Here is a 23808-nt window from a genome sequence, read left to right as displayed (position 1 = left end):
CAGCACCAATGGTCTTATTTACTTATATACATCTTCACTAAGAATTATAACATGGATAAACGGTTTTTTTCAAATAATGTAAATTTAATTGTCATTGATTACAATAATTTTTGGGAAACAAAATATATGGAACCTAAATGGCTTGAGTGGGCAAAACAGCCACAATCAATTGCACAGGCAGGACTAACTTATTCGAAGGATATTTATGACTTGGAAAGGGTTTGAATCATTAAGAGAAATAAGCGTTGGCATTATAGCACACCCTACAGATATCGATAAGACAGTTATACGTGATTTATTTGATAATGAGACGGGTTATGCGACCCCAAAAATAGATATTCGGGCGGTGGTTTTTAGGGACAATAAAATATTAATGGTTAAAGAAAAAATGGATGGTGATTGGTCATTACCAGGTGGCTGGGGCGACATCGGCTTTACACCTAGTGAAGTAGCAATCAAAGAAACGAAAGAAGAATCGGGATTTGATGTAAAAGCAATCAAACTCATAAGTGTATTTGATAAGAAGTGCTACCCTCAGCCACCATCTCAATGGCTAGAAATACCGAATCACAAGTAAAATTAGCTTTTCGTCATTTAAATAATCTATATTTACCTACCTATTTTGATTGAAATCTCAAGCTGAATAATATGAATTGTATATTTGACGATTAAAGGAGAGCCGCTCAAACCAGCTCTCCATTTTTTATGTATTCTTCGATTTTTTCGAATTTGTATTTGACATAAAGTGTGCATAAAGGAAAACACTAAGAAAATCTTAAGAATTGATGTCTGAGTTTGTTAAGATTTAATTAGTATTATATCCTTATACGAATCCTATAGGGGTGATTGACATGAACCTAAAGCGGTGGAGGAGTGAATGTAGTTGAACATTTTGATTTGTGATGATGATAAAGAAATTGTTAGGGCTATTAGCATTTATTTAGAAAATGAGGGCTATCAAGTATTCAAAGCTTACAATGGGATAGAGGCAATCGATCTTATTCGAGATCACATTATTCATCTTATTATTATGGATATTATGATGCCCAAAATGGATGGGATTACGGCGACGATGAAGATTCGGCAAGATAATATGATTCCGTTAATTATGCTTTCTGCTAAATCAGAGGATTATGATAAAATACTGGGATTAAATATCGGAGCAGATGATTATATGGCCAAGCCGTTTAATCCATTAGAACTTGTGGCTAGAGTGAAATCGCAGCTCAGAAGGTATACGACCTTTGGAAGTCTTGAGAGGAGTAGTGCTGTATTTCAAACGGGTGGTCTTGTGATTGATGATGAACAGAAAATCATTACTGTTGATAAACAAGAGGTTCATTTGACACCAGTGCAATATAAAATCTTAAAGCTTCTCACAGCCAATGCTGGAAGAGTATTCACGATTGAAGAAATTTATGAAAAGGTATGGAATGTCAGGGCTATTAATCCTGAAAATACGGTTTCGGTTCATATTCGAAAGATTCGAGAAAAAATTGAAATTAATCCAAAAGAGCCGAAGTATTTAAAAGTTGTATGGGGAGTTGGGTATAAGGTTGAGAAAGTTGAGAAGTATTAGTCATGCACTTATTACGAAAGTAGTTGTGTTTCTAATTGCTGTCGCTTGTTTAACTGGTATAGCGAGAGTAATGATTAACATGGAATTTAATGAGATTCATCTTAGTAGTATAAATCAAGATAACTATTTTGAAAGTCGAGCATTCGCAGATGAAAGTTACAGCATTATTGCTCCTTTAGCGCAATTAATCGGAAAATACAAAAGTGAAGAATATATTTTAAGTGGGAAGACACTAACAGAAGAGGATAATAGAAGAATCGAAGAGGAATTATATTATGATTTTCGCAATTCTTACAGATATAATCCTAATTTGAGTGAAGAGGAAAATAAGCACATCTATCAGGAAAAATATGCAAAAGACATTGCTAGAACAAGAGAAGAAAGTATGACAGAACAGGTAAGAAATTTTTATCAATTACGCAGTTCGCTCGAAGCCTATGAAGGAATTGTGTTTTATGCGAGTGACGGTGAACATAAGTTCTCCAATAGTGATCTCACAAAGAAAGAGCAATTTGAATCCTTTGATGCCTATATGTTATTTGAAGATTATCAACAAAAACTTTACCCAAATGAAGTGAAAGAAAGTCAATACTTGGATTACTTTACACACGAAGTTAACATGTTGAACCCACAAACAGATGTTATTTATGTGGGGTTTAAAAATTCTTACCTCCAGCAAAAAATATCGGAATGGGAAAAAGATAAAGCGGCTGCCCAAGGTTTTCTGAATGAATGGATAGTATTTCTAGCAGGGTTTATTTTATGTTTTGTGTATTTAATCATAGTTATTGGAAGAACGCCATTTGATGAAGAAGAAATTCATTTCCATGTCATAGATAAACTTTATAATGATCTTAATATTGTGCTTATCGGTTGCTTAACAGCGATGTGGATCGCCATGATTGTTGAAGTCTTCCGTGATATGTACATGTTCTTCACCGTGCCTATTTTTATCATTGGCTTACTATTGATTTTATCACTCGTAAAGCATATTAAAAATAGAACGTTATTTCAGCATACACTCGTCTATCAACTTTTCAAAAAGCTATTTATTTTGCTGAAACATGTTTTTGACAGTGGCAGTACAGGCGTCAAAATTGTGCTGCTAATTATTGGCTATCCATTAGTAGTAGCGGCTACGTTTTTCATGTTTCCTATTACGATGGGGATTGCTGCCTGGTTGGCAATGAGAAAGGTGAAGTCGTTTAACCGCATTAAAGAGGGCGTAGAGCAAATTAAAAATGGAGATCTTCATCATCGAATTGAAGTTGACGGAAAAGGGGAGTTTAATCAACTTGCAGAAAATATTAACCGTATTACAGATGGGTTAAAAAAGGCAGTGGATAGTGAAATCAAGAGTGAGCGTTTAAAAACAGAACTTATTACGAATGTTTCGCATGATATTAGAACGCCTTTAACGTCAATTATTACGTATGTTGATTTATTGAAATTAGAAAACGATCCTAAAATGATTGAAGAATATGTAGATGTGTTAGATCAAAAATCGAAAAGACTCAAGCTTTTAACGGATGATTTATTTGAAGCGGCTAAAGCATCAAGTGGTAGTATACCTGTTCAGTTAGAACGGATTGATATCGTCTCATTACTAACGCAAGGAATTGGAGAAATGGATGAAAAAATTGAAGCCTCTTCATTAGATTTTAAGTTAGCCCATCCAACAGAAAAAGTGTATGTGAAGGCTGATGGTAAACTCCTATGGCGTTCCATCGAAAACTTATTCTCGAATATTTTTAAATACGCACTGCCTACATCAAGGGTATATATTGGTGTTGAAGATGTAGAGAATGAAATACTTGTGACATTTAAAAATATTTCAGCATATGAATTAAATATTTCAGTTGATGAGTTAATGGAACGCTTTAAACGAGGTGACGAATCAAGATCAAGTCAAGGTAGCGGATTAGGGTTGTCGATTGCTGAAAGCCTTATTCACATCCAGAATGGCAAATTCTTAGTTCAAGTAGATGGTGATTTATTTAAGGTCATGATTTACCTACCGAAATTTCCAAATGAATAATGTAATAAAGGAATAGGATACATGCGAGTCCTATTCCTTTTGTGTACGTAAAGAAGATAAAAAAAGAGAGCGGCATAAGCCAACTCTCCCTTAACTTAGTTAAAATTCTTTTGTAAAAATGCCTTTGTACGGTCGTTTTGAGGGTTTGTAAAGAAGTTGTCTGGATGATCGGATTCGATAATTTGACCACCATCCATAAAGACGACCTTGTTTGCTACCTCTCGTGCAAAGCCCATTTCGTGTGTTACCACAATCATCGTCATCTGATCCTCTGCTAGGCTTTTCATAACCTTTAATACTTCGCCTGTCAGCTCAGGATCTAAGGCAGAGGTAGGCTCATCAAATAATAAAATTTGAGGATTCATCATAAGGGCACGTGCAATTGCTACCCGCTGTTTTTGGCCGCCAGAAAGATTAGCTGGATAAGCCTTGGCCTTGTCGGCAAGACCAATTTTTTGTAGTAGATCTTGACAGCGTTTTGTAATGGCTTCTGTCGATTCTGTTTTTAATAAGCTCGGTGCCATTTCAAGGTTTTGCTGAACGGTTAAGTGGGGGAACAGGTTAAAGTGTTGAAAGACCATTCCCATTTTAGCTGTGATTGCTTTGATGTCTTGTGGCTTTGTATATCGACCATCTTGCACTAAATAATCGCCATCTACTACAATACTGCCACCATCGATTTCTTCTAAATGTATTAAGCTTCGAAGCATTGTACTTTTCCCAGATCCAGAGGGACCGATAACTGCAATGACATCATTCTTCTCTACTGAAAATGTAATTTGTTTCAGAACCTCCACCTGATCGAAAGATTTCTTCAAATTTGTTACTTCCATTAATGCCATATGTGTCACCTCTATTCGAATTTAAAGCGTTTTTCTAGCCATTTAAAGAACACCGTCAAGACAAGGGTCATGACTAAGTAAATTGCACCAGCAATAAAGAACGGTGTAATTGTGAAGTCACGATTGACAGCTGTTTGCGCAAAATGTAGTAATTCTGGAACAGCAACTGCATAAAGTAGGGCTGTATCCTTAATTAGTGTAACGGATTCATTTGATAAAGCGGGTAAGGCGACACGAAACATTTGTGGCAAAATAACACGTGTCGTCGTTTGCCATTTGGATAAGCCGAGTACCTGGGCTGCCTCATATTGTCCTTTATCGATGGCAAGAAGACCACCACGGAATATTTCTGCAAAGTAGGCAGCATAATTTAAAATAAAGCCAAGACATGCAGCTACAAAACGATCCAATACTAAATATTCACCGATTACTGGCAGCATAGGTAGACCAAAGCAAATTAATAATAATTGTAGTAATAGTGGTGTACCACGCATGATATAAATATACGTATGTGCAAGCCAAGCGAGTGGTTTTATCCGACTTTTTACGGCGAGTGTTAGTAAAAAGCCAAATGGAATCGATACCAGAATGGCAATGAAGAACAGTAAAACTGTCATTTTTGCTCCTTCTAGCATCGGTAATATCATAGTTTGCCAGTAATCCGCCATAACGATGTCCCTCCAAAAAGAGTAAGAGTTCCGCTAAGGAAACTCTTACAGTTGATGTATCCTGTCATTATTTTAATACTTTATCTTCACCGAACCATTTTGTTGAAATGTCAGCCGCAGTACCGTCTTCATTCATTTTGTCTAACGCGGCTTGTAGTTTTTCTAATAAGGCTTCATTTCCTGGTTTCACACCAATACCGTATTGCTCAGGTGCGAGTGATTCCTCTAATAATTTGAATGTGTCAGGCTCTTGTGTCATGTAATATTCTGCAACTACAGCATCGATTACCACAGCATCAACACGGCCTGTTTTTAAGTCTGATAATGCTAAAACATTATCCGCAAATTCTGTAATTTTTTTCACTTCTTTGTGAATTGGATTACCGTTTAATGCATCGGCTGCAGAAGAAAGGGATTGAATACCTACTTCTTGTCCAGCTAAATCACTTAGCTTCGTAATCTTTGAATCTGCCTTTGTTATTACAACTTGAGAGTTTTCAAGATAAGGCTTTGTAAATAAAACTTTTTCCTTACGTTCATCTGTAATGGTATAACCGTTCCATATTAAATCAATACGTCCACTTAATAATTCAGCCTCTTTTGTTTTCCAATCGATTGGCTGGAATTCTGCTTCAACGCCCATATGCTCTGCTGCAGCGCGAGCTAAATCAATATCGAATCCAACGATGTCATTTTTATCATCGCGGAAGCCCATTGGTGCAAATTTATCGTCAATTCCAATAATAATTTTTTCTTGATCTGCTGCTGTTTCGTCTTTTTCTGCTGTCTTTTCTTTTGAAGTACCGCATGCTGCTAAAACGATGACAGCTGTCAGCATCATAAATAAAGTCAATACACGTTTCATTTTAGTTTCCCCCTATAATCTAACACTTTCGTTTGCTAAACTACTAATGTGTTAAAGGATAACATCGTACTCTAACAATGTCAATATCGTTTTCGATTAATCAGAAAATGAGCAGCGTTATCTAGCATTTTTTTGAATATCATAAAATTATGAAATTGGGGGAAAGTAAGTAACTGAAGAATAGGGAAAAGAAAAAGGGACTGCTCCAATAGAACAGTCCTGTGAAATGAGGCTAGCCATTTTTGCTTTGGATTGCTTTTCGTGCCAAGGCATCAGCCGCTTTGTTTTGTGAGTCGGGCACCCATTTGATAAAGAATAAATCAAAGCTAGTGGCAAGCGCTAAAGCTTTTTCTAAATAAGGTTTAAATTCCTCATTTTTCACATATTCTTTTTCCATAGAAGCAACAACGATTTTGGAATCTGAACGCACCGAGACAAGAGGGGAGCCTAGCTTTTGTGCTTCTTCAAGACCACGAACCAATGCTGAAAACTCAGCAATATGGTTGTTTGTTTCCCCAATATACTCGCTGATTTGGATATGGTGACCTTCACCTTTAATAAATATTCCTATACCACTTGGCCCGGGATTTCCTGCACTGGCAGCATCTATATAAACTTCTAACATATCATCCCTACTTTGCGTTTTGACTTCTTTATAATTGTACAACAAGGCTATGGGCAAAGCATCCTTGTGGGGCAATTCGTGTTTGAAAAAAATACGTAGGAAGTAAACAAAATAGTTGCTTGTTGAAATTGAACGCTTCATAATAGTAGGAAGTGAATTTTGGACGTGAAAGGAGCGAGAGTTCAACATGGATAAAGTGACGGTTATGAAGGATATTGATGAACTGCATGATACGTATTGTTCGGATTGCTTAGTGATTAAGCAATTACGTAAAGAACGTGGTAAACCAGGGGCTCATCGTTTCTGCATTGAAGCCTGTTCAGTTGGAGAAAAGCTACAGTTCCTAGGGGAAGAACTTTTAAAAGTTTATAGCAAATAAACACATGAGAAAAAGCTACATGTATTAGCAAAACGCTAGTACATGTAGCTTCTTTAATTGTCAAGATTATTTCGTTTCAGCATAGCTGCTTAGATCTTGGTAATACTTTGTAAGAGAGGAAGCCGAAATATCGAATGTCGCAGCGATTTCTTTTACCGTCATAGAAAGGGACTCAAACAGCTCCTTTTCCTGACCGTAACGAATCGCACCAGCTGCAATGGCCGCTTCTTTACGCGCAGTCGGTTGACCTTCAATTAAATAGTCTTCTAAAAGCTCAAGCATCGGTGCTGTTTCACGCTCATTTTGCTCTAGGAAGTCTTTTACTTGTGTCAGGACATTGCTCTCAAAGTTTGAGAATTCCTCACCCTTATAGCCATTTGATACTAATAACTCCCAAAATGCTAGGTGCTCTTCTTTTAAGAAGGAGCCAACCTTCTTCTCTGAAGCCTCAAAGCGCTTCTTAAATTCTTCAAAGACTTTCGCATGATCCTCTGGGAAGAAAATCAGTGTAGAAACAGCTAAATAATGAGCCGATTTCTTCGTGCCATCTGGTAAAATGAAAGCAAATACATGCATACCTTCAGGAATCGGTTTGTTATTTTCACGTCGAATATAAAGCTCATCATTTGTAAGTATATGATTAGCCTTGAAATATTTTTCCTCAACAACAGACACCGTACCAATAAATAAAGTAGGCTGAGACCAATCTTCAAGTACTTTGACTGTAGAAGGTCTTACCGCTTTTTTCTTCGTTTTCTTCAAATAATTTTTCCAAATAGATGGCTCTTGATGGAAGAAAAAGTCGTCTAAAGCGATGGCTTCAATAAGCTCTCGCTGTAAAACGCTCTCTAATTTAGGCTGCCATGTGCCCACATGCTCAATATAGGCACGAACATCTTTACGTTCTGGATATTCTAAGTAAAATGTTTGTAGCACACGCTCTAATTCTTCGATTTGTACTGCTTCCACTGTTACTTGTTGTTTGCCTTCACAACATTTTTTATATTTTTTGCCGCTACCGCATGGGCATGGATCATTACGTTTTACCATAATTAGAACACTTCCTTTAATCATTGTTAATCGTATATTGCTAAATAATTTGCGTACTCTTAATAATAACGGTACTTTTGTATGAAGAAAAATGATTGTCTATTTTGAAATATCTAAAAAATATAGAGGGACGCCCTGATTCTAGTATATGTACGTATTTTTCTACTTAGAACTAAAAAAAGAAAACGATCTATACCTTGAATAGGCAGGACCGTTTTCTAGTTAAATTATTGCTGAACTGCTTCGATTTCCACTGTTAGACGTTCAAGCTCATCAATTAAATGGCCAATGTAGGCAATTGTATCACGAAGTGGTTGGTCAGTCGTAATATCAACACCAGCCATTTGCGCTAACTCCACTGGTGATTTTGTACCGCCAGCCCGAAGAACTGCTAGCCAATCTTCAACAGCTGGAGCGCCCTCTTTTAAAATACGTTGAGACACTTGTGTGGAGATGGTTAACCCTGCACTATATGTGTATGGATAAAGGCCCATATAATAGTGCGGCTGACGCATCCATGTGAGTTCAGCACCTTCAGAAATAGCGACTGTATCACCCCAGAAATCTTCCAACACGGAACGTTTTAATTGATTGAGGATGGTTGCATTAACTGCTTCTCCTGCATCAATTAATTCATATACTTTGCGTTGATAGGCAGCTTCTAGTAAATGTGTAACAAAGTTATGATAATATGTTTTCGCTACAATATTGGAAATTACCCAACGTTTAAAGCGCAGATCTTCATTATGTGTTAGTAAATAATTCGCTAACAGCATTTCATTCATTGTCGATGGCGCTTCAATAAAGTATAGAGATGGTCGACTATTAAGATAAGATTGATGCTCATACGTATTTGCAAAATGCCCAGCATGACCAAGCTCATGAATAAGTGTAAAGACTTCATTCATTTGTTCATTCCAAGACATTAAAATATAAGGATGGCTACCATACGGACTTGAACAAAATGCCCCTGTAGATTTTCCTTTGTTTGGCGCATAGTCAATCCAGCGTTCATTAAAGGCTCTCTCCATTAATTGATTATAGTCTTCACCCATAACGGCTAATGCCTTTTCAACATATTCTTTTGCCTCAGCCATTGATAATCTTGGATCATACTCAGGATCCAGCGCAATTTTTAAATCTGCAAATGTCATTTGGTCGATTCCGTTGGCTTTTTGAATTAACGTTGCATAGCGACGCATATGCGGGGCAAGCTCTTTTGTAATTAAATCAATTTGACGATTATAGAGCGAACGATCGACATCTTGATCAAATAATAAATAATCAATGACAGAATTAAAGCCTCTTAGGTCAGCCATTGTTTTTTCTTGTTGAATATGTGTGTTATATACTTGTGCCGTTGTATGCTGGTAATCGCGTAGCTTACTTGAAAAAGCTTGAAAGGCAGCACGGCGTACATCTGTATTTGCTTCAAACTCCCAGTCATTTTCGTACAGCACAAAGCTAAGAGGATGCTTTTCGCCATTGGCTTCAAATTCGCCAAAATCCATGTCCACTAATTTCGTCGTATTGTACGTTTTATATGGCGCGTCAAATGTGGCACTGAAGGCTGCCAGCGCTTTTTCCACTTCAGGATGGAGCTGGTGTGGTTTTTGTTTTAATAATTCCTCTAGATATCGTTTGTAAAGAGGGCTTAATGTCGCTGCTTCTTGTAAAACAGCTTCATCCAATGCCAGTAACTCGCTGCGCACGAAGGATAGTGCACTGCTGACTTTTCCTATAGCTGTACCAAACTTTGCCGCACGCATTTGTGCTACATCATTTGTGCGATCTGTCTCAAGATTTAAGCTTGCATATGTGCCAATCGGAACAAACTTTTTTTGTAGCTCTTCAAAGGCTGTTAACACGTCGATTACTTTTTGTGCATTTGTAATCGTACCTTTGTATTGTTGCTCGAAGCTAAGTGCATCTTCCACTAATTGTGCTAAGGTAGGTTCAAAATCAGCCTCATTGCTCAATAAATCTGTTAAATCCCAAGTTTCCTCTACTGCAACATCTTTTCGTAATGGTAAAACTTTCATTTATGGACACCCCTTTACATATAAGTGATTTCATTATAACGAAACTATTTCGGAAAGTGAAATAATTTCATAGAATAGTTGAAATATTCTTACTCTAAATCGTTTCTCATGAAGGATGTTTGAAATATTGTCGGTCGGGAACAATGAGTGTATAGCCAACATCTTTTATTACTCATACTAATGGCTAGAACAAGACATATTGGAGGAGAAATTGATTATGACACAAAACTTAAACAAACAATTAAATAAGCTAGTGGCGACGTGGTCTGTGCTTTATACAAAGCTACACAATTATCATTGGTATGTCACAGGTCCAGCCTTCTTTACACTGCATGCAAAATTTGAAGAGCTATATAATGAAACAACATTGAATTTAGATGAAATAGCAGAGCGTATTTTATCAAAGGATGGCAAGCCAGTGGCAACATTAAAAGAGCATCTAGAGCTATCCTATGTAGATGAAGCAACAGGTGAAGAAACGACAGAGGACATGGTTGCAACGACAATCTCAGATTTCCAAAAGCTGATGAAAGCTTTAAATTCTACAATGGAGCTAGCCGCAGAAGAAGGAGACGACCGTACAGAGGATTTACTCAATGCCATGTATCAGTCTCTTGAAAAGCATACATGGATGTTAAAGGCCTTTCTTGACAAGTAAAAATTGAAAATTGGCATGCTGAAGAAGAAATTCTCTCCAGCATGCTTTTTTTCTGCCCTGAACTTATTATGTCAAATCAGCAACGTAGTTTAAGGCAATTTAACAATTATTACAGTTTAGTAAATTGGGTTTGTTTGTGTGTAGTGCGGGTAATTACCTAGTAAGCCATACAACATAGGAGGAATTGAACATGATGAATGAACAAAATCCAAAAATTGAGGTGGCCCATACAAGGGATGAAATGCTTCACATTTTAGAGAATATGCGAATGGAAGGTTATCACCAAGACGATATTCATATTATTGCGAGAGATCCCCAACAGTTTGAGGATGTAAAATGGGATGCCGATGTGCAAACGCATGAGGCTGGAAATTGGGTAGATCAATTTAAATCTTGGTTTACAGGCGACTCAGCCGTTACAGAGGGTTTAAAACGATTTAATCTGTCAGAGGGACAAATCGCTTACTATGCGCATCTTGTAGAACAAGGAAGTATTGTCTTATATGCAGAACATGAGGATGATGTCGATACACTCCAAACATATCCAGAGACTGCTGAAGAGCAAGAGGAGCGTTTAAGAAATCAACAGCGTATGGCAGAGGCAGAGCAATATAGAAGATTTTTATAATGAATCAAACTAACGAGATATGACTATTTCTCGCTAGTTTGAATATAGACAAAGTCGATTGTTTCGACTTTGTCTATTATTTTATCTAGCATGTCTTGAAAAGAAGGGCTATTTTTTAAATGCCATCTTTATATTTAGAAATGTTATTTTTCGCATTTAGTATTGAAAGAATAGGATCACTTGTTTTCTTTTTAAAAGGTTGCGAAAGCAGGTCTTGTAAATTAGTAGATTCTCTAATATCAAGGCTTTGTTTGGTTTCCATGAGGAGAACCCTTTGTCCTGTTGGTTTGACAAGGTATTGACGTACATAGCCATTTTCGTATCTGACCTCAATTTTCGATTTGTTCTTTTTTTCGTCTTCCTCTTCACGGCCACCGACATGTCTCATTAAATCCAGTAGGTTTTGTGTTTGAATTGGTTGATTATCCTTGGTTGGTAAATAATATGACGTATGTAAGGTTTGAATTTGCATGTATGAATCTCCTTTATTTTCGTCCCTATAAAAGTTATACTATTTTACATGTAATCGTGCTATAAATTCAATACATAGTAGAAAAGGAAGCTTGAGAAATAACTCTCAGCTTCCTTTTTTATTCATATGCACTATATTATTGTATGACTTTTTCCTGTGCATCCTTTTTCATAAAACGTAATACATGGAAATGCTCTAATTGTGCTACTAAATTCCCTATAAGAATGAAGCTGCCACCAATCATTAATTTCATTGTTATGCCTTCTCCGATAAACATCATGGCAAACATAGCCGCAAAAATTGGTTCTAAGGAGAATATAAGACCTGTATGTGTAGCAGAAGTATACTGTTGTGCAACAGTTTGACCAACAAAGCAAAACGCACTACAGATGATGCCAAGCCCTAAAATAGCAATCCAGGATATCGCTGAATTTGGCATTGTTGGTGTTTCGAATAGAAAGGTTAACACAAGTGCATAAATTCCAGCAAAGCCAAGCTGATAAATTCCGTATGAAATGGACTCTACATTTCGTGTGAATGAGCTATTTAAAAGTAAATAAATTGAATAACATAACGCAGCAATTGCTACTAATAAATCACCTTTATGGAATGTGAATGAGCCGTGTGCTGTTAAGACGGTAATACCAATCATGGTACAAATGATTGCAAAGCTAACTGCTCGAGAAGGTAATTTTTTTTCAATAAAGCTGCTGAAAATCGGCACTAACACGACCGTTAGGCTTAAGATGAAGCCAGCATTTGAAACAGAAGTAGATTGTAAACCAAATAAACTTAACGCGAACACAATGAATAATAAAAATCCTTGAATAGCCGCATATTTTAATGTTTTACCATTTACTTTGATCATCCGTTTGTAAAAAATAAGTCCTGCTACGAAAAATGCGATGATACAACGTAATGCCACCACATTATAAACTGCCAACGTTTCTAGCCCCATGACCATAAAGGTATAAGAGAGCCCCCAAAACATTGTGACAATAACCATCAATACATTTGCTTTTCCTTGGATACTCATTATGTTCACCTACCATCTGTGTACTAAAACAGTTTTATACTAAAAATTACTATATATCTTGTGTTGTGATTAGTAAAACGAATGTTTATAATGAATAGGATTAAAAAAATTCATGTATATAGAGGGATTGCAGATGAGCTTAGTGAAATATGAGATTTTAACAAAGGTGGCAGAGGTGGCAAGCTTTACAAAAGCAGCTGATGCGCTAGGGTTAACACAATCTGCTGTGAGTCATGCCGTGTCGAGTTTAGAAAAAGAGTTTGGCTTTGCGCTCATTCATCGAAGTCGTGTGGGTGTGACATTAACGAGTGAGGGACAAACAATGCTAAGGGCAATGCGTCAGGTTTTGGATGCTCAGGAATTATTGCAACAGGAAGCAGCTCACATTCATGGCGTGACACGAGGTAAGGTTCGAATTGGTGTGATATCGAGTATTTCTTCCAATTGGATGCCAGAAATTGTTCGAATTATGGATAATCAATTTCCAGGGATACAGGTGGAGTTACGAGAGGGAGATTACTATGAAATTGAACAATGGCTTTTAAGTGGTGAAGTAGAAGCAGGATTTTTGAATGGTCAAAAGTCAGAGCAATATCAGTTCACTGAGCTCCAACAAGACCCATTATTATGTATTGTTTCGGATAAAAGTCCATTGTTTGATAAGACAGAAATTGATATCGTAGATTTAGAGGATATGCCATTTATTATGACTTCCTATAAAGGGACAAATGATGTCAAGGTGCTATTAGAGCAATATCATGTTAAGCCGAATATCCGCTTTGAGCTTTCCGAGGAGGTAGGGATTCTTTCCATGATTTCTCATCATTTAGGGATCAGTATTTTACCTCAGTTGGTTATTCAAAATTTACCGCCAACATTGAGAGCGATTCCGTTAAAGCAAGGTGGCTACCGAACGATTGGTATTGCCATGAAACACCATGCTTCGCCCGTCACAAAGAAATTTGCAGAGATATTAAGTGCTTGGCTAAAAGAACAAAACAGCTCCCTAAAATAGTGGCTATTGAAGCCTATCCTTACATTACGTTAAAATAGTATTTGTATATATTTCAGAAAATAGGTGAGTGTATGGGGACATTACAGGGCAAAACCGTACTCATTACAAGTGGGGGAACACTTGAAAAATGGGATCGTGTACGAGGTCATACGAATTTATCAAAAGGCACAATGGGGTGTTATTTAGCAGAGGCGGCGCTGGCTGCTGGCGCTAACGTAGTATACATGCATGGTTACTTTGCACAGCTCCCAGAAAACCAAAATGATATGACATTGATACAATTTGAAGGCATAGAGGATTTAGGACAAAAGGTGCGTCATGCAGTTCAACACCAACATATCGATATTGTCATTATGGCGGCTGCGGGCTCTGATTGGGTCATTGACAAAGTATATGATCAATCAGGTAATTTAATGGAGGAAACGGGGAAAATGCCTTCTGACGAACCACCTATTATTCATTTTAAAAAAGCACCAAAAGTATTAGGTCAAATTAAGGGATGGCAACCAAATGTAACGTTAGTAGGCTTTAAACTCGAAGCAACGAATGATGAGGAATTCTTGTTAGCTCGTGCCAGACTGCGTATGGAAACAGCCAATGCACAATTTATGGTAGCAAATAGCTCTCAATCTTTATATGGGGGGGATGAACCTCATTGGATTGTACCTGCTGATGGACAGCCTCTTAAAGTAATGGGCAAGCAAAAAACAGCAGAAGCTTTAATGATGTATTTACAAAATCAATAAATGTGAACTGTGTAGAGAAATATTTCTACACAGTTTTTTCTTGTCTAAAAGGTTAGCATCCTATAATATTTACTTAACGGTCGGTAAAAAAGGAGGGTAATAATGGGAAATAAAGAACAAACTTTTCACAAGATTATAGAAATTGCTTATGGGATGTTTGCGGAAAATGGATTTGAAAAAACAAGCTTAGCAATGATTGCTACAGAGGTCGGTATTTCAAAACCAGCCATTTACTATTATTTTCAATCAAAAGATCAATTAATCGCTTTCATATTTGATGAATTGTACAAAGAAATTCAACATGATGTCGCTGTGGATTATAAAGAGCTTTCTTCTGCTAATTTTAAGGAGGAATTACTTAAGCTAGGCTATAAATCTATTGAGGCACAGGACAAGGACCCTTATTTTAATAAAATATTTAATCAATATGTACTATTAGCGGCCCGCGATGAAAACTATAAAAGACAATTAGTAGAGCTAGAAACCAGCTTTTTAACGAGCTTTGTTGCTATCCTACGATATGGCGTACAGCTAGGCGTGCTAGAGGATACTCCCCATATAGAAGCGAAGGCACAGATGCTAGCCCTCGTCTATGATAATATCGGTAATTTCATGTTAACAGGCAACCAATTGAACTATAGGGCTATTTGGAAGGAGGCAGTGAATAGCGTTATCCAAGGGGGCAAAGATGACAATAAGAAATGATGATCGGCGCATTGAAGGTCTTGATTTTGCAAGAGCTCTCGCCATGCTTGGCATGTTCATTGTCAATTTTGGCGTCATAACAGGTTCTACAACGAATGGTTCAACATGGTTAATTGCCTTCCAACATCTTTTCGAGGGACGTGCTTCGGCCGTATTTGTCATGCTAGCAGGAATAGGGACAGCCTTAATGACTCGTCAGGCTAGAAAGAGTAAGGACCCAATCCTTCTTCGTCAAAATCGACTTACTTTGTGGAAGAGGGCGCTTTTGTTATTTACGATAGGGATAATATTATATGCAATCGGCTGGACAGGAGATATCTTACATTATTATGGCGTGTATATGTTTGTTGCCGCATGGTTGATTGCCCAATCTAAGAAAAGGATGATGTTTATTATCGGTGTCATTCTTATCCTTTCACAATGGCTTCAAATTCAATTTAATTACCTTGCTGGCTGGCATCCAACATATGTGTTACTAGAGTATCTGGATTTTTGGACACCGGCAGGATTTATTAGAAATTTGCTGTTTAATGGCTATCACCCACTTTTCCCCTGGATTTGTTTTTTTCTGATAGGCATGTTAATCGGCACATTAGATTTAACAAATCGTACATTACGAAAAATCTTATTGGTGACTGGTTTATTGCTAGTCATCATGACTGAGGCTTGTTCAACAGTATTCATTAAGATGACAACCATTCATTTATTGGATGTAGAGAGTGCATTGTATTTATTTGATACAGGACCGATTCCACCAAATATGATGTATGTCCTATCTAATTCGGCTTCGGCTATTGTCCTCATCGTGGGCTCCATCTATCTTGTAGAGACATGTAAAAATAAAGTCATTCAATCTTTAATCCTAACAGGACAAATGTCTTTAACGCATTATGTTGGCCATGTTTTTATAGGCATTGGAATACTAATTGTTTGCCAAAAGCTGGAGAACCAAACACTTGCTTTTTCCATGCTGTATGCCTGCTGTTACTTTTTAGGATGTGTCTTTGTTTCTGTATGGTGGAGGGCTAAACATCATCGAGGCCCACTTGAATTCATAATGAGGAAATGGAGCTCGTAATAAATTAATGGATTGCCATCTATTTCTCACTGACTAGGCATAAAATACTTTAGGTTTAGGGAGTCTTTTAATCTAAACGACATATTGCATAGTATTCAACTAGGTTTTCTAATATTTTGTATTGACATTCCTATAGCGGAATTATAGAATTATTTTCAAGAAACGCAGTACTCTTATCAAGAGAGGTGGAGGGACTTGGCCCAATGAAGCCTCGGCAACCGAAAAACAGGTGCCAAATCCAACAGATGGTGTCTGAGAGATAGGAGGGGCTATCAATCAGTTTGATGCGTTGGCCTCTTTATGAACAATAAGGAATAAGAAAGAAGGGGTGTTTCGTATGGCTCAGTCAGTAAAAGTAGATGATAAGAAACTAGAGGCAATTGCGAAGGCGATTCAAAATCTTGAATTTGGTGAAGTGCATATTACGATTCAAGATGGTGTGATTGTGCAAATTAATAGGCTTGAAAAGCAGAGATTTCCGCAGAAAAAATAACAATGATTTCAGTAGAACTTATGTCAAACGGCCACCTATAAGCATGAAGGATTTCCTGTGCTTACAAGTGGCCCTTTTTTTGTGTAAAGGCTAGCTATAAAAGCTTTTTGGTATGGGACCGATATGACGGCGATGATAAAGCAAAGGCTCTTTTTGAGCATTTGTAATGTCTACGACCTGCCCAATAAAAATGGTATGGTCGCCAGCATCGATTTGCTGAAATGTTTTACATTGTAAATTAGCTGCTGTATCATGTAAAATCGGTAGTCCTAAAGAGGAAGTTGACCATTTTGCTTGTGCAAAGCGATCAGGGATTTTACTGGCAAATAGTGTACATAAATGCTCTTGATCACTCGCTAAAATATTGACCGCAAAATTTGGCGCAGTCGTGAAATAAGGATGGAGCTGAGATTTTTTATCGAGTGACCACAAAATAAGGAGCGGGTCGATTGAAACAGATGCAAAGGAATTGACGGTTAAGCCAATCGGTTTTGTGTCATGACATGTCGTGACAACTGTTACGCCTGTAGGATAATTACCTAATGCCAATTTAAAAGCAGCTACTAAATCTGTCATTCAAATCACCTCTTTATGAAATTAGTGAACGGAGTTTGTAGGTAAACGAAACTTTTTTTCATATCCTACTAGTAACTCCTTTTCTTGAGTAAATTTTAAACTAATCAAACATACAGGTAAAGGTAATGGGGAAAGAAAGGGGAATGGCCATGACTTTATATTTTGATCATTTGGTTCATCAAGTGGAATCACCAGAAAATATAAAGGTTTTCTTCAATAAACGAAATGTCCATACAGTGAATGGTGGGCAGCACACGATGTGGGGGACTTATAATACGTTAAGCTACTTTGGCTTAAGCTATATTGAACAAATTGCTATCTATGATCGTGATTTATTTGAGCAAGCGGCACAATACCCATATTCCCTACATTATACGTTTAAACGTGATCAAGAGCGCCAGGGATTTTCTCGAATTGCTCTGCGCACAAAAAATATTGAGGAAGAGGGTCGACGCTTGCGAGCATTGGGCTATGAAGTATATGGACCAGATGCATGTAGCAGAACAAGACCAGATGGCACTGTAGTAGAATGGAAGCTACTGCATTTTGGTAAGCCAGATCTGCCAATTGATTTTCCATTTTTGATTGAATGGGCGGAGGAAGATGAAGAGCGTTTGGCTCAATTAAAGGCAAGTGGTGCCATTGATGTCAAACAGGCTATAACGATGGAATCCGTCCAATTCTACGTCAAGGACATGCAGGCAACAGTTAAGCTGTGGCAAGAGGTGTTACAGCTACCAGTGCCTACGCAATATGAGCAGTATATGTCACTACAGCTACCGAATATGCGTTTAGATTTCTATGAGGAAGAGAGCGCGATGACAATGACACTTGGTCATGTCAAAGAGGGACCATTTGGTGTGACATTAAAGGATCCTAAACGAACAAAGGAAACTTTAGTTTGCCCTGGTGCTTTTTATTGGATAAATCGATAATGAGAAAAGGCTGGGCCATAACTAACTGGGACCTTCATTAAGCCGAATAATCTTTAAATTAACAAACATGATAACTAGAAAAACCGAACTATTCCGAAACACTTCGTAAGCGTTTTAGTGGATAGCTCGGTATTTTTATGGGCTGAAACACTTTTGCTTCCGCCTTTTTACATAAGTATTGAAAAACAAAACCATCAATAGAATTTCTGATGCTGGCTACTTGCTTTCCTGTGGATTTAGCGTTACAGAGGAGACCCTGGAGCGAAATCACCCCAACCTTGCTAAAAAGTTTTAGCTAGTGACATGATCTTTAATTCAACAATATGGAAAAATCCACTTCATCAGAAAAGTGGATTTTCGTTGCCAATTATTATTCAATTGTCATTTTTTTCGGTGTTTCTGTACCTGTATACCAATCAAATTCAATTTCAAATGAATGCTTGTCGCCCTTTTTTGTATAGGAGTATTCGATTTTGAGCTGTTCACTTGGGCTGACAACTGTTGGCTCTGTGTCTTGAACAAAAGTGAATTCACCATTTTCTTTAAGCTTTTTTGCAATCGTTTCCAGTGTTGCTGCAAATTCTGCTACACTTTGTCGTTCTTTATGCTTCAGAATAACTTCAGTCATGGGTTTAGTTTGTTTTTGCATCGAAATCCCTCCTTACGTATTGTTACTTTTATTATAACATGGAGGGGGCATTCAGCTTATAAAACAATACAAAAAGCGGATGAAGGAAACGATGCATTTCCTAATCCGCTGCTAATCTGGAACTACACGGATAGTCCCATTACGCTTATAGTTTTACAACATTTGATGCTTGGGGTCCACGATTGCCTTCCACAACATCAAATGAAACCTTTTGACCTTCTTCAAGTGTACGGAAGCCTTCCTCCTGGATGCCCGTAAAATGAACAAATACATCTTCGCCATCATCACATTCAATAAAGCCATAACCTTTTTCATTATTGAACCACTTTACGATCCCCTGTTGCATAAGCATTCGCCTCCAATGCGCTTGAATGTAAAATAAAGTTAAATAAATGGTGCACTCATTGAGAAAATGTGAAAAAATTGCATTTTCTCTTAGAACATACAGGAATTGAACAAATAAGTCAATTGATTGACGAAATGCTTGCATATCTGGCTTTCTTTTTTTTCACAATTAAGACTATAATGGAAATGAACAACATAGAAAGTAGGATGCCAAATGACAACGAAAAATCAACCATTATCAGATTTAGAAATCGCTAGTCAAGCAGTGATCAAACCTATTACGGAAATTGCCAATGCTGCGGGTATTCCAGAGGATGCTCTTGAGCAGTATGGACGCTACAAAGCAAAGATCGACCCATTAAAAATTACTGCTCAGGGCGAGGATGCAAAGGTAGTATTAGTATCAGCTATTAGTCCAACCCCAGCTGGTGAAGGAAAGTCGACTGTGACTGTTGGACTAGCAGATGCCCTTCATCAATTAGATAAGAAGGTGATGGTCGCATTACGTGAACCATCATTAGGTCCAGTCATGGGCGTAAAAGGTGGCGCAACTGGCGGAGGTTACGCACAAGTTATACCAATGGAGGATATTAATTTACATTTTACTGGCGACCTTCATGCGATTACAACAGCTAACAATGCTTTATCAGCATTTATTGATAATCATATCCACCAAGGAAATACACTTAACATTGATCCACGACGCATTATTTGGAAGCGTGTCATGGACTTAAATGATCGTGCCCTTCGTAAGGTAGTGGTGGGATTAGGTGGTCCTGTTCAAGGCATGCCGCGTGAGGATGGCTTTGATATTACGGTTGCCTCTGAAATTATGGCAGTATTCTGTTTAGCCACAAGCATTGAGGATTTACGTGAGCGCATCGCTAGTATTGTTATTGGCTATACTTTCGAGCGTGAGCCTGTCTTTGTACGTGATTTACAGGTAGAGGGTGCCTTAACACTATTATTAAAAGATGCCTTTAAGCCAAACCTAGTTCAAACATTAGAGGGAACACCTGCTATTATCCATGGTGGTCCATTTGCGAATATTGCCCACGGCTGTAATTCTATTATGGCGACACAAACCGCTCGTAAGCTAGCTGATATTGTGGTGACAGAAGCGGGCTTCGGCTCTGATTTAGGTGCTGAAAAATTCATGAACATTAAAGCTCGTAAGGGAGGCTTTAAACCAAGCGCAGTTGTCATTGTAGCGACAATTCGTGCCTTAAAAATGCATGGTGGTGTACCGAAAACAGCGCTTGTAGGCGAAAATGTGGAAGCACTTCTACAAGGGATTGAGAATTTAGCTAAACATGTAGATACAGTTCGTACATTTGGCGTTGAACCAATTATTGCATTAAATCGTTTTATCACGGACACAGAGGCTGAGCTAGAAGCCGTTCTGAACTGGTGTCAAGAAAATCATGTTCGCATTGCCCGTACGAATGTCTGGGAAGAGGGCGGTAAAGGTGGTCTAGCCTTAGCTGAGCAAGTACTAGCTGTGCTAGAGGAAGAAAACAACTTCTCTCCTTTATATGATGTAACAGAGTCAATTGAAGAAAAGGTACGTACGATTGTGCAAAAGGTATATGGCGGGAAAGATGTGCAATTTACAGACCAAGCCAAAAAACAAATTGCCCAAATCGAAAAATTTGGTTGGGACTCCCTTCCAATTTGTATGGCGAAAACCCAGTATTCTTTATCAGACCAACCAAGTTTACTTGGTCGTCCAGAAGGCTTTACCATCACAATTCGCGAAGTTATTCCAAAGCTTGGTGCAGGCTTCTTAGTTTGTCTAACTGGCGATATTATGACAATGCCAGGACTTCCAAAAGCACCAGCTGCGCTACGCATGAATGTCGATAACGAAGGACATGCGGTAGGATTGTTTTAACAGAATATTAAAAGCTGCCTACTTAAATGGGCAGCTTTTTTATTGATAATGGGTAAACATGGTTCGTAGGAGGTGACCCAATTCATCTTCTATCTACAATGCAAATATGGTATAAAAGTAAAATTTCGGATGATTCCTTCATCCACCTCTTGAGTAAAAATTCATAAAAATTAATTTTTTTAAAACGATTTTAAGATTCTAGTGAAAACTAGGATCTTTTTTATGTTGCACAAAAATCACGAGAACTTTCCTTATATAAATGTGTTTGGTATTTTTTATCAATAGTTCTCTGATATTGGAAAGATAGAGCGGGTTTTTACAACGAAGGACAATTGTCAAATGAATTTTTATTTAAAAAATACATTGAATTTTCTTTTTCTTTTAAATATAATTTATTTAATTCTAATTCGGAACGCTGTACCGATAATAGGAACATGGAGGGATGAAGTCTTGAAAATCGCAACAGATATTGGCGGTACTTTTACTGACCTAGTTTTCACAGATGAAAAAGGAAATCTTCATTTTGATAAGGGACATACGACACCTGGTCACTTTGAGGATGGCATACTAAATGTATTAGGACGACATGTAACGGAAGATTCTTTCATTGAATCATTTATTCATGGATCGACGGTTATCATCAATACATTAACGGAAAGAAAAGGGGGCGTAGTTGGGTTAATTACAACAAAGGGTTTCCGTGATGTTATAGAAATTGCTCGTGGAAATCGACCAGACTTATATAACTTTAAATATAAAAAGCCAGAACCATTTGTAGAGCGTTATTTACGTCAAGAAATTGATGAGCGAATTGATTTTAAAGGAAATATTATGAAAGCGCTTAATACCGAGGAAGTTGACGAGATCGTTTATAAATTTAAGGAGTTAGGTGTTGAGGCGATTGCCATTTCCTTAATACACGGCTATAAAAATCCAATTCATGAACAACAGTTAAAAGAAGCCATTTTAAAAATTTGGCCGGAAGTATATATCACACTTTCAAGTGAAACGATTAAAGAATACCGTGAGTATGAAAGAACAAACACAACAGTCCTTAATTCTTATGTAAAGCCAATTGCACATGCCTACTTAAAAAGCCTAAAAGAGAAATTAAGCACAATTGGCATTACAGACCATTTAAAAATTATGCAATCGAATGGCGGGACTACAAGCTTTGATAAAGCAATGGAGCTACCAATCAACCTCGTTGAATCTGGACCTGTAGCAGGGATGTTTGGGGCAGCTAAATTAGGCCAACTTTTAAATGAATCGAATATCATAGCTTTTGATGTTGGTGGGACGACAGCAAAATGTTCGCTTATTACAGATGGCAAAGTCAATGTCACAACAGATTACTATATTGAAAGAAATGAAAAATTTGCGGGCTATCCTATTAAAACACCTGTAGTGGATATTGTGGAAATCGGAAATGGTGGTGGCTCTATCGCACGTGTAGATCAGTTTGGCTCATTAAAGGTTGGACCAGATTCTGCTGGGGCAAAGCCAGGGCCTGTAGCATATGGCTTAGGGAATACACAGCCAACAATTACAGATGCCAATGTTTATTTAGGAAGATTATCCTTAGAAAACTTTGATAACCCAGTATCCATTGACAAAGTGGAGGAGGCTCTTGTTGAAGCAATTGCGAAACCATTTAATGTGTCAGCAGAAGAAGCAGCACAGGGTATTTTAGATATTGCAAACTCCAATATGTTAAATGCACTGAAGCTGATCTCTATTCGTAAAGGCTATGATCCTGAAGACTTTACAATGGTGGCATTTGGTGGCGGTGGTCCACTACATGCGATTAATTTAGCAGAAGAGCTTGGTATGAAAAAAGTCATTATTCCTTATGGCTCATCCGTCTTCTCAGCATTAGGAATGATGATGACCGAATATCGACAAGATTACATTCAAACAAGTTTAATGAACTTTGACAAAGACCATCTTGCGGCTATTCAAGAAAATATTGATCAAGTCATTGCTAATGCCTATGCAGATGCACCATTATCAAAGGATCATTATTATTTTGAAATTAATTATGATTTACGCTACAAAGGTCAAGAGCATGCCGTTAAATTAAATGCATCAGCTATTACGCTTGATGAAGAGGGGCTACTTGCATTAGCAGAAGCCTTCCATATCAAACATAAACAAGAGTTTTCTTTTGATTTACCAGCTACACCAATTGAGTTAGTCAACTTACATCTTACAATCTACGGGAAAGATGAGGCGGTTCAATTTAAAGAGCTAGACTTCTCTCATATCGACAATTCTACATGTATCAAGGCACAACGCAATTTATATGTGAAGGGAACAGGTTGGGTAGAGGTCAATGTCTATGACCAACAAAAATTAGTACCTGGCTATGTCATTACAGGTCCTGCAATTGTGGAAAATCCAACATCTACGGTCGTAATCAATAATAATCAATCAATTGAAATTGATAAATACGGCAATTTGATAGTAGAGATGGAGGGGAAATAAAAC

Annotated in this window: 24 protein-coding genes, 1 pseudogene and 1 riboswitch; of the genes and pseudogenes, 14 read left to right on the top strand and 11 right to left on the bottom strand. The window is 37.6% G+C overall.

Features of this window, described 5'->3' with window-relative positions; translation table 11 throughout:
- Window positions 1–126 precede the first annotated feature (126 nt).
- The 3 genes and pseudogenes from HXV90_RS07700 to HXV90_RS07690 form a co-directional block, all read left to right on the top strand.
- A pseudogene (locus tag HXV90_RS07700) lies at window positions 127–547 on the top strand (NUDIX hydrolase); the annotation flags it as partial.
- Between the two features lie 336 nt (window positions 548–883).
- Window positions 884–1579, top strand: a complete 696-nt coding sequence (locus HXV90_RS07695) for a response regulator transcription factor (RefSeq protein ID WP_048390068.1) — start codon at window positions 884–886, stop codon at window positions 1577–1579.
- Window positions 1557–3617 carry a HAMP domain-containing sensor histidine kinase gene (locus HXV90_RS07690; protein WP_269898747.1) on the top strand — a complete coding sequence of 687 codons (2061 nt, stop codon included), beginning with the start codon at window positions 1557–1559 and terminating at the stop codon, window positions 3615–3617. The genes HXV90_RS07695 and HXV90_RS07690 overlap by 23 nt, the downstream gene beginning before the upstream one ends.
- Window positions 3618–3712: 95 nt before the next feature.
- On the opposite strand, the gene HXV90_RS07685 is transcribed toward HXV90_RS07690, so the two are convergent.
- The 4 genes from HXV90_RS07685 to HXV90_RS07670 form a co-directional block, all read right to left on the bottom strand.
- Window positions 3713–4459 carry an amino acid ABC transporter ATP-binding protein gene (locus HXV90_RS07685; RefSeq protein ID WP_048390072.1) on the bottom strand — a complete coding sequence of 249 codons (747 nt, stop codon included), beginning with the start codon at window positions 4457–4459 and terminating at the stop codon, window positions 3713–3715.
- Window positions 4460–4470: 11 nt separating this feature from the next.
- A complete protein-coding gene (locus HXV90_RS07680; protein WP_004269380.1) occupies window positions 4471–5127 on the bottom strand; it encodes an amino acid ABC transporter permease in 657 nt (218 codons plus the stop codon).
- Window positions 5128–5194: 67 nt separating this feature from the next.
- The gene (locus tag HXV90_RS07675; RefSeq protein WP_054550807.1) at window positions 5195–5992 is read right to left on the bottom strand and encodes an amino acid ABC transporter substrate-binding protein; all 798 of its coding nucleotides are present in this window, start codon (window positions 5990–5992) and stop codon (window positions 5195–5197) included.
- A 232-nt stretch (window positions 5993–6224) separates the two neighbouring features.
- Window positions 6225–6617, bottom strand: a complete 393-nt coding sequence (locus HXV90_RS07670) for a ribonuclease HI family protein (protein WP_048390076.1) — start codon at window positions 6615–6617, stop codon at window positions 6225–6227.
- A gap of 187 nt (window positions 6618–6804) precedes the next feature.
- Here HXV90_RS07670 and HXV90_RS07665 point away from each other — a divergent pair, with 187 nt between their 5' ends.
- Entirely contained in the window at window positions 6805–6996 is a 192-nt protein-coding gene (locus HXV90_RS07665) for a zinc-finger domain-containing protein (RefSeq protein WP_004269383.1), read from the top strand.
- 66 nt (window positions 6997–7062) lie between these two features.
- Here HXV90_RS07665 and HXV90_RS07660 read toward each other — a convergent pair whose 3' ends face one another.
- Together HXV90_RS07660 and pepF are read right to left on the bottom strand one after the other, a co-directional pair.
- The gene (locus HXV90_RS07660; RefSeq protein WP_004269384.1) at window positions 7063–8046 is read right to left on the bottom strand and encodes an SEC-C domain-containing protein; all 984 of its coding nucleotides are present in this window, start codon (window positions 8044–8046) and stop codon (window positions 7063–7065) included.
- Window positions 8047–8273: 227 nt separating this feature from the next.
- Window positions 8274–10088, bottom strand: coding sequence for an oligoendopeptidase F (gene pepF, locus HXV90_RS07655; RefSeq protein ID WP_066037705.1), 1815 nt, complete (start codon window positions 10086–10088; stop codon window positions 8274–8276).
- A 217-nt stretch (window positions 10089–10305) separates the two neighbouring features.
- Between pepF and HXV90_RS07650 the strand changes: the two genes are divergently transcribed.
- Together HXV90_RS07650 and HXV90_RS07645 are read left to right on the top strand one after the other, a co-directional pair.
- Window positions 10306–10746 carry a Dps family protein gene (locus HXV90_RS07650; protein WP_054550810.1) on the top strand — a complete coding sequence of 147 codons (441 nt, stop codon included), beginning with the start codon at window positions 10306–10308 and terminating at the stop codon, window positions 10744–10746.
- A 190-nt stretch (window positions 10747–10936) separates the two neighbouring features.
- Window positions 10937–11374 carry a general stress protein gene (locus tag HXV90_RS07645; RefSeq protein WP_048390084.1) on the top strand — a complete coding sequence of 146 codons (438 nt, stop codon included), beginning with the start codon at window positions 10937–10939 and terminating at the stop codon, window positions 11372–11374.
- A 115-nt stretch (window positions 11375–11489) separates the two neighbouring features.
- On the opposite strand, the gene HXV90_RS07640 is transcribed toward HXV90_RS07645, so the two are convergent.
- Together HXV90_RS07640 and HXV90_RS07635 are read right to left on the bottom strand one after the other, a co-directional pair.
- On the bottom strand, window positions 11490–11846 hold the full coding sequence (locus HXV90_RS07640; protein WP_054550811.1) for a hypothetical protein: 357 nt from the start codon (window positions 11844–11846) through the stop codon (window positions 11490–11492).
- Between the two features lie 136 nt (window positions 11847–11982).
- Window positions 11983–12882 carry a DMT family transporter gene (locus HXV90_RS07635; protein ID WP_004269389.1) on the bottom strand — a complete coding sequence of 300 codons (900 nt, stop codon included), beginning with the start codon at window positions 12880–12882 and terminating at the stop codon, window positions 11983–11985.
- A gap of 133 nt (window positions 12883–13015) precedes the next feature.
- Between HXV90_RS07635 and HXV90_RS07630 the strand changes: the two genes are divergently transcribed.
- The 5 genes from HXV90_RS07630 to HXV90_RS07610 all read left to right on the top strand — a co-directional run bounded on the left by HXV90_RS07630 (window position 13016) and on the right by HXV90_RS07610 (window position 16919).
- Entirely contained in the window at window positions 13016–13897 is an 882-nt protein-coding gene (locus HXV90_RS07630; RefSeq protein WP_048390089.1) for a LysR family transcriptional regulator, read from the top strand.
- A 71-nt stretch (window positions 13898–13968) separates the two neighbouring features.
- A complete protein-coding gene (locus tag HXV90_RS07625) occupies window positions 13969–14643 on the top strand; it encodes a phosphopantothenoylcysteine decarboxylase domain-containing protein (RefSeq protein WP_112117758.1) in 675 nt (224 codons plus the stop codon).
- Window positions 14644–14745: 102 nt separating this feature from the next.
- Window positions 14746–15348 (top strand): TetR/AcrR family transcriptional regulator, encoded by a 603-nt coding sequence (locus HXV90_RS07620; RefSeq protein WP_054550813.1) that lies wholly within the window; start codon window positions 14746–14748, stop codon window positions 15346–15348.
- Window positions 15332–16426 carry a DUF418 domain-containing protein gene (locus tag HXV90_RS07615; protein WP_269898746.1) on the top strand — a complete coding sequence of 365 codons (1095 nt, stop codon included), beginning with the start codon at window positions 15332–15334 and terminating at the stop codon, window positions 16424–16426. Before HXV90_RS07620 ends, HXV90_RS07615 begins: the two co-directional genes overlap by 17 nt.
- 170 nt (window positions 16427–16596) lie before the next feature.
- A riboswitch (SAM riboswitch) is annotated at window positions 16597–16692 on the top strand.
- Between the two features lie 71 nt (window positions 16693–16763).
- Window positions 16764–16919 carry a YezD family protein gene (locus HXV90_RS07610; RefSeq protein WP_004269393.1) on the top strand — a complete coding sequence of 52 codons (156 nt, stop codon included), beginning with the start codon at window positions 16764–16766 and terminating at the stop codon, window positions 16917–16919.
- A 90-nt stretch (window positions 16920–17009) separates the two neighbouring features.
- Here the strand turns inward: HXV90_RS07610 and HXV90_RS07605 are convergent, their stop codons facing one another.
- A complete protein-coding gene (locus tag HXV90_RS07605; RefSeq protein ID WP_048390098.1) occupies window positions 17010–17495 on the bottom strand; it encodes a flavin reductase family protein in 486 nt (161 codons plus the stop codon).
- Between the two features lie 149 nt (window positions 17496–17644).
- Between HXV90_RS07605 and HXV90_RS07600 the strand changes: the two genes are divergently transcribed.
- On the top strand, window positions 17645–18430 hold the full coding sequence (locus HXV90_RS07600; protein WP_269898745.1) for a VOC family protein: 786 nt from the start codon (window positions 17645–17647) through the stop codon (window positions 18428–18430).
- A gap of 370 nt (window positions 18431–18800) precedes the next feature.
- Here the strand turns inward: HXV90_RS07600 and HXV90_RS07595 are convergent, their stop codons facing one another.
- Together HXV90_RS07595 and HXV90_RS07590 are read right to left on the bottom strand one after the other, a co-directional pair.
- Window positions 18801–19079, bottom strand: a complete 279-nt coding sequence (locus HXV90_RS07595) for an amphi-Trp domain-containing protein (protein ID WP_269898744.1) — start codon at window positions 19077–19079, stop codon at window positions 18801–18803.
- 145 nt (window positions 19080–19224) lie between these two features.
- Window positions 19225–19425 carry a cold-shock protein gene (locus HXV90_RS07590; RefSeq protein WP_004269397.1) on the bottom strand — a complete coding sequence of 67 codons (201 nt, stop codon included), beginning with the start codon at window positions 19423–19425 and terminating at the stop codon, window positions 19225–19227.
- Window positions 19426–19638: 213 nt separating this feature from the next.
- Between HXV90_RS07590 and HXV90_RS07585 the strand changes: the two genes are divergently transcribed.
- The gene (locus HXV90_RS07585; RefSeq protein WP_048390103.1) at window positions 19639–21318 is read left to right on the top strand and encodes a formate--tetrahydrofolate ligase; all 1680 of its coding nucleotides are present in this window, start codon (window positions 19639–19641) and stop codon (window positions 21316–21318) included.
- A gap of 450 nt (window positions 21319–21768) precedes the next feature.
- Window positions 21769–23805 (top strand): hydantoinase/oxoprolinase family protein, encoded by a 2037-nt coding sequence (locus HXV90_RS07580; protein ID WP_103117789.1) that lies wholly within the window; start codon window positions 21769–21771, stop codon window positions 23803–23805.
- The last annotated feature ends 3 nt before the right edge of the window (window positions 23806–23808 follow it).

The sequence above is a fragment of the Lysinibacillus sp. JK80 genome (assembly GCF_027557635.1).
GTDB classification, from domain to species: Bacteria; Bacillota; Bacilli; order Bacillales_A; family Planococcaceae; genus Lysinibacillus; species Lysinibacillus capsici.
Note: the sequence above shows the minus strand (reverse complement) of the source record. Positions and strands in the feature narration are given on the sequence as shown.

Coding starts and splice junctions, on each gene's coding strand:
- HXV90_RS07610 (WP_004269393.1), top strand. CDS start 16,764: ATGGCTCAGTCAGTAAAAGTAGATGATAAGAAACTAGAGGCAATTGCG.
- HXV90_RS07640 (WP_054550811.1), bottom strand. CDS start 11,846: ATGCAAATTCAAACCTTACATACGTCATATTATTTACCAACCAAGGAT.
- HXV90_RS07635 (WP_004269389.1), bottom strand. CDS start 12,882: ATGAGTATCCAAGGAAAAGCAAATGTATTGATGGTTATTGTCACAATG.
- HXV90_RS07605 (WP_048390098.1), bottom strand. CDS start 17,495: ATGACAGATTTAGTAGCTGCTTTTAAATTGGCATTAGGTAATTATCCT.
- HXV90_RS07595 (WP_269898744.1), bottom strand. CDS start 19,079: ATGCAAAAACAAACTAAACCCATGACTGAAGTTATTCTGAAGCATAAA.
- HXV90_RS07625 (WP_112117758.1), top strand. CDS start 13,969: ATGGGGACATTACAGGGCAAAACCGTACTCATTACAAGTGGGGGAACA.
- HXV90_RS07670 (WP_048390076.1), bottom strand. CDS start 6,617: ATGTTAGAAGTTTATATAGATGCTGCCAGTGCAGGAAATCCCGGGCCA.
- HXV90_RS07660 (WP_004269384.1), bottom strand. CDS start 8,046: ATGGTAAAACGTAATGATCCATGCCCATGCGGTAGCGGCAAAAAATAT.
- pepF (WP_066037705.1), bottom strand. CDS start 10,088: ATGAAAGTTTTACCATTACGAAAAGATGTTGCAGTAGAGGAAACTTGG.
- HXV90_RS07680 (WP_004269380.1), bottom strand. CDS start 5,127: ATGGCGGATTACTGGCAAACTATGATATTACCGATGCTAGAAGGAGCA.
- HXV90_RS07650 (WP_054550810.1), top strand. CDS start 10,306: ATGACACAAAACTTAAACAAACAATTAAATAAGCTAGTGGCGACGTGG.
- HXV90_RS07675 (WP_054550807.1), bottom strand. CDS start 5,992: ATGAAACGTGTATTGACTTTATTTATGATGCTGACAGCTGTCATCGTT.
- HXV90_RS07615 (WP_269898746.1), top strand. CDS start 15,332: ATGACAATAAGAAATGATGATCGGCGCATTGAAGGTCTTGATTTTGCA.
- HXV90_RS07630 (WP_048390089.1), top strand. CDS start 13,016: ATGAGCTTAGTGAAATATGAGATTTTAACAAAGGTGGCAGAGGTGGCA.
- HXV90_RS07590 (WP_004269397.1), bottom strand. CDS start 19,425: ATGCAACAGGGGATCGTAAAGTGGTTCAATAATGAAAAAGGTTATGGC.
- HXV90_RS07645 (WP_048390084.1), top strand. CDS start 10,937: ATGATGAATGAACAAAATCCAAAAATTGAGGTGGCCCATACAAGGGAT.
- HXV90_RS07600 (WP_269898745.1), top strand. CDS start 17,645: ATGACTTTATATTTTGATCATTTGGTTCATCAAGTGGAATCACCAGAA.
- HXV90_RS07585 (WP_048390103.1), top strand. CDS start 19,639: ATGACAACGAAAAATCAACCATTATCAGATTTAGAAATCGCTAGTCAA.
- HXV90_RS07620 (WP_054550813.1), top strand. CDS start 14,746: ATGGGAAATAAAGAACAAACTTTTCACAAGATTATAGAAATTGCTTAT.
- HXV90_RS07685 (WP_048390072.1), bottom strand. CDS start 4,459: ATGGCATTAATGGAAGTAACAAATTTGAAGAAATCTTTCGATCAGGTG.
- HXV90_RS07665 (WP_004269383.1), top strand. CDS start 6,805: ATGGATAAAGTGACGGTTATGAAGGATATTGATGAACTGCATGATACG.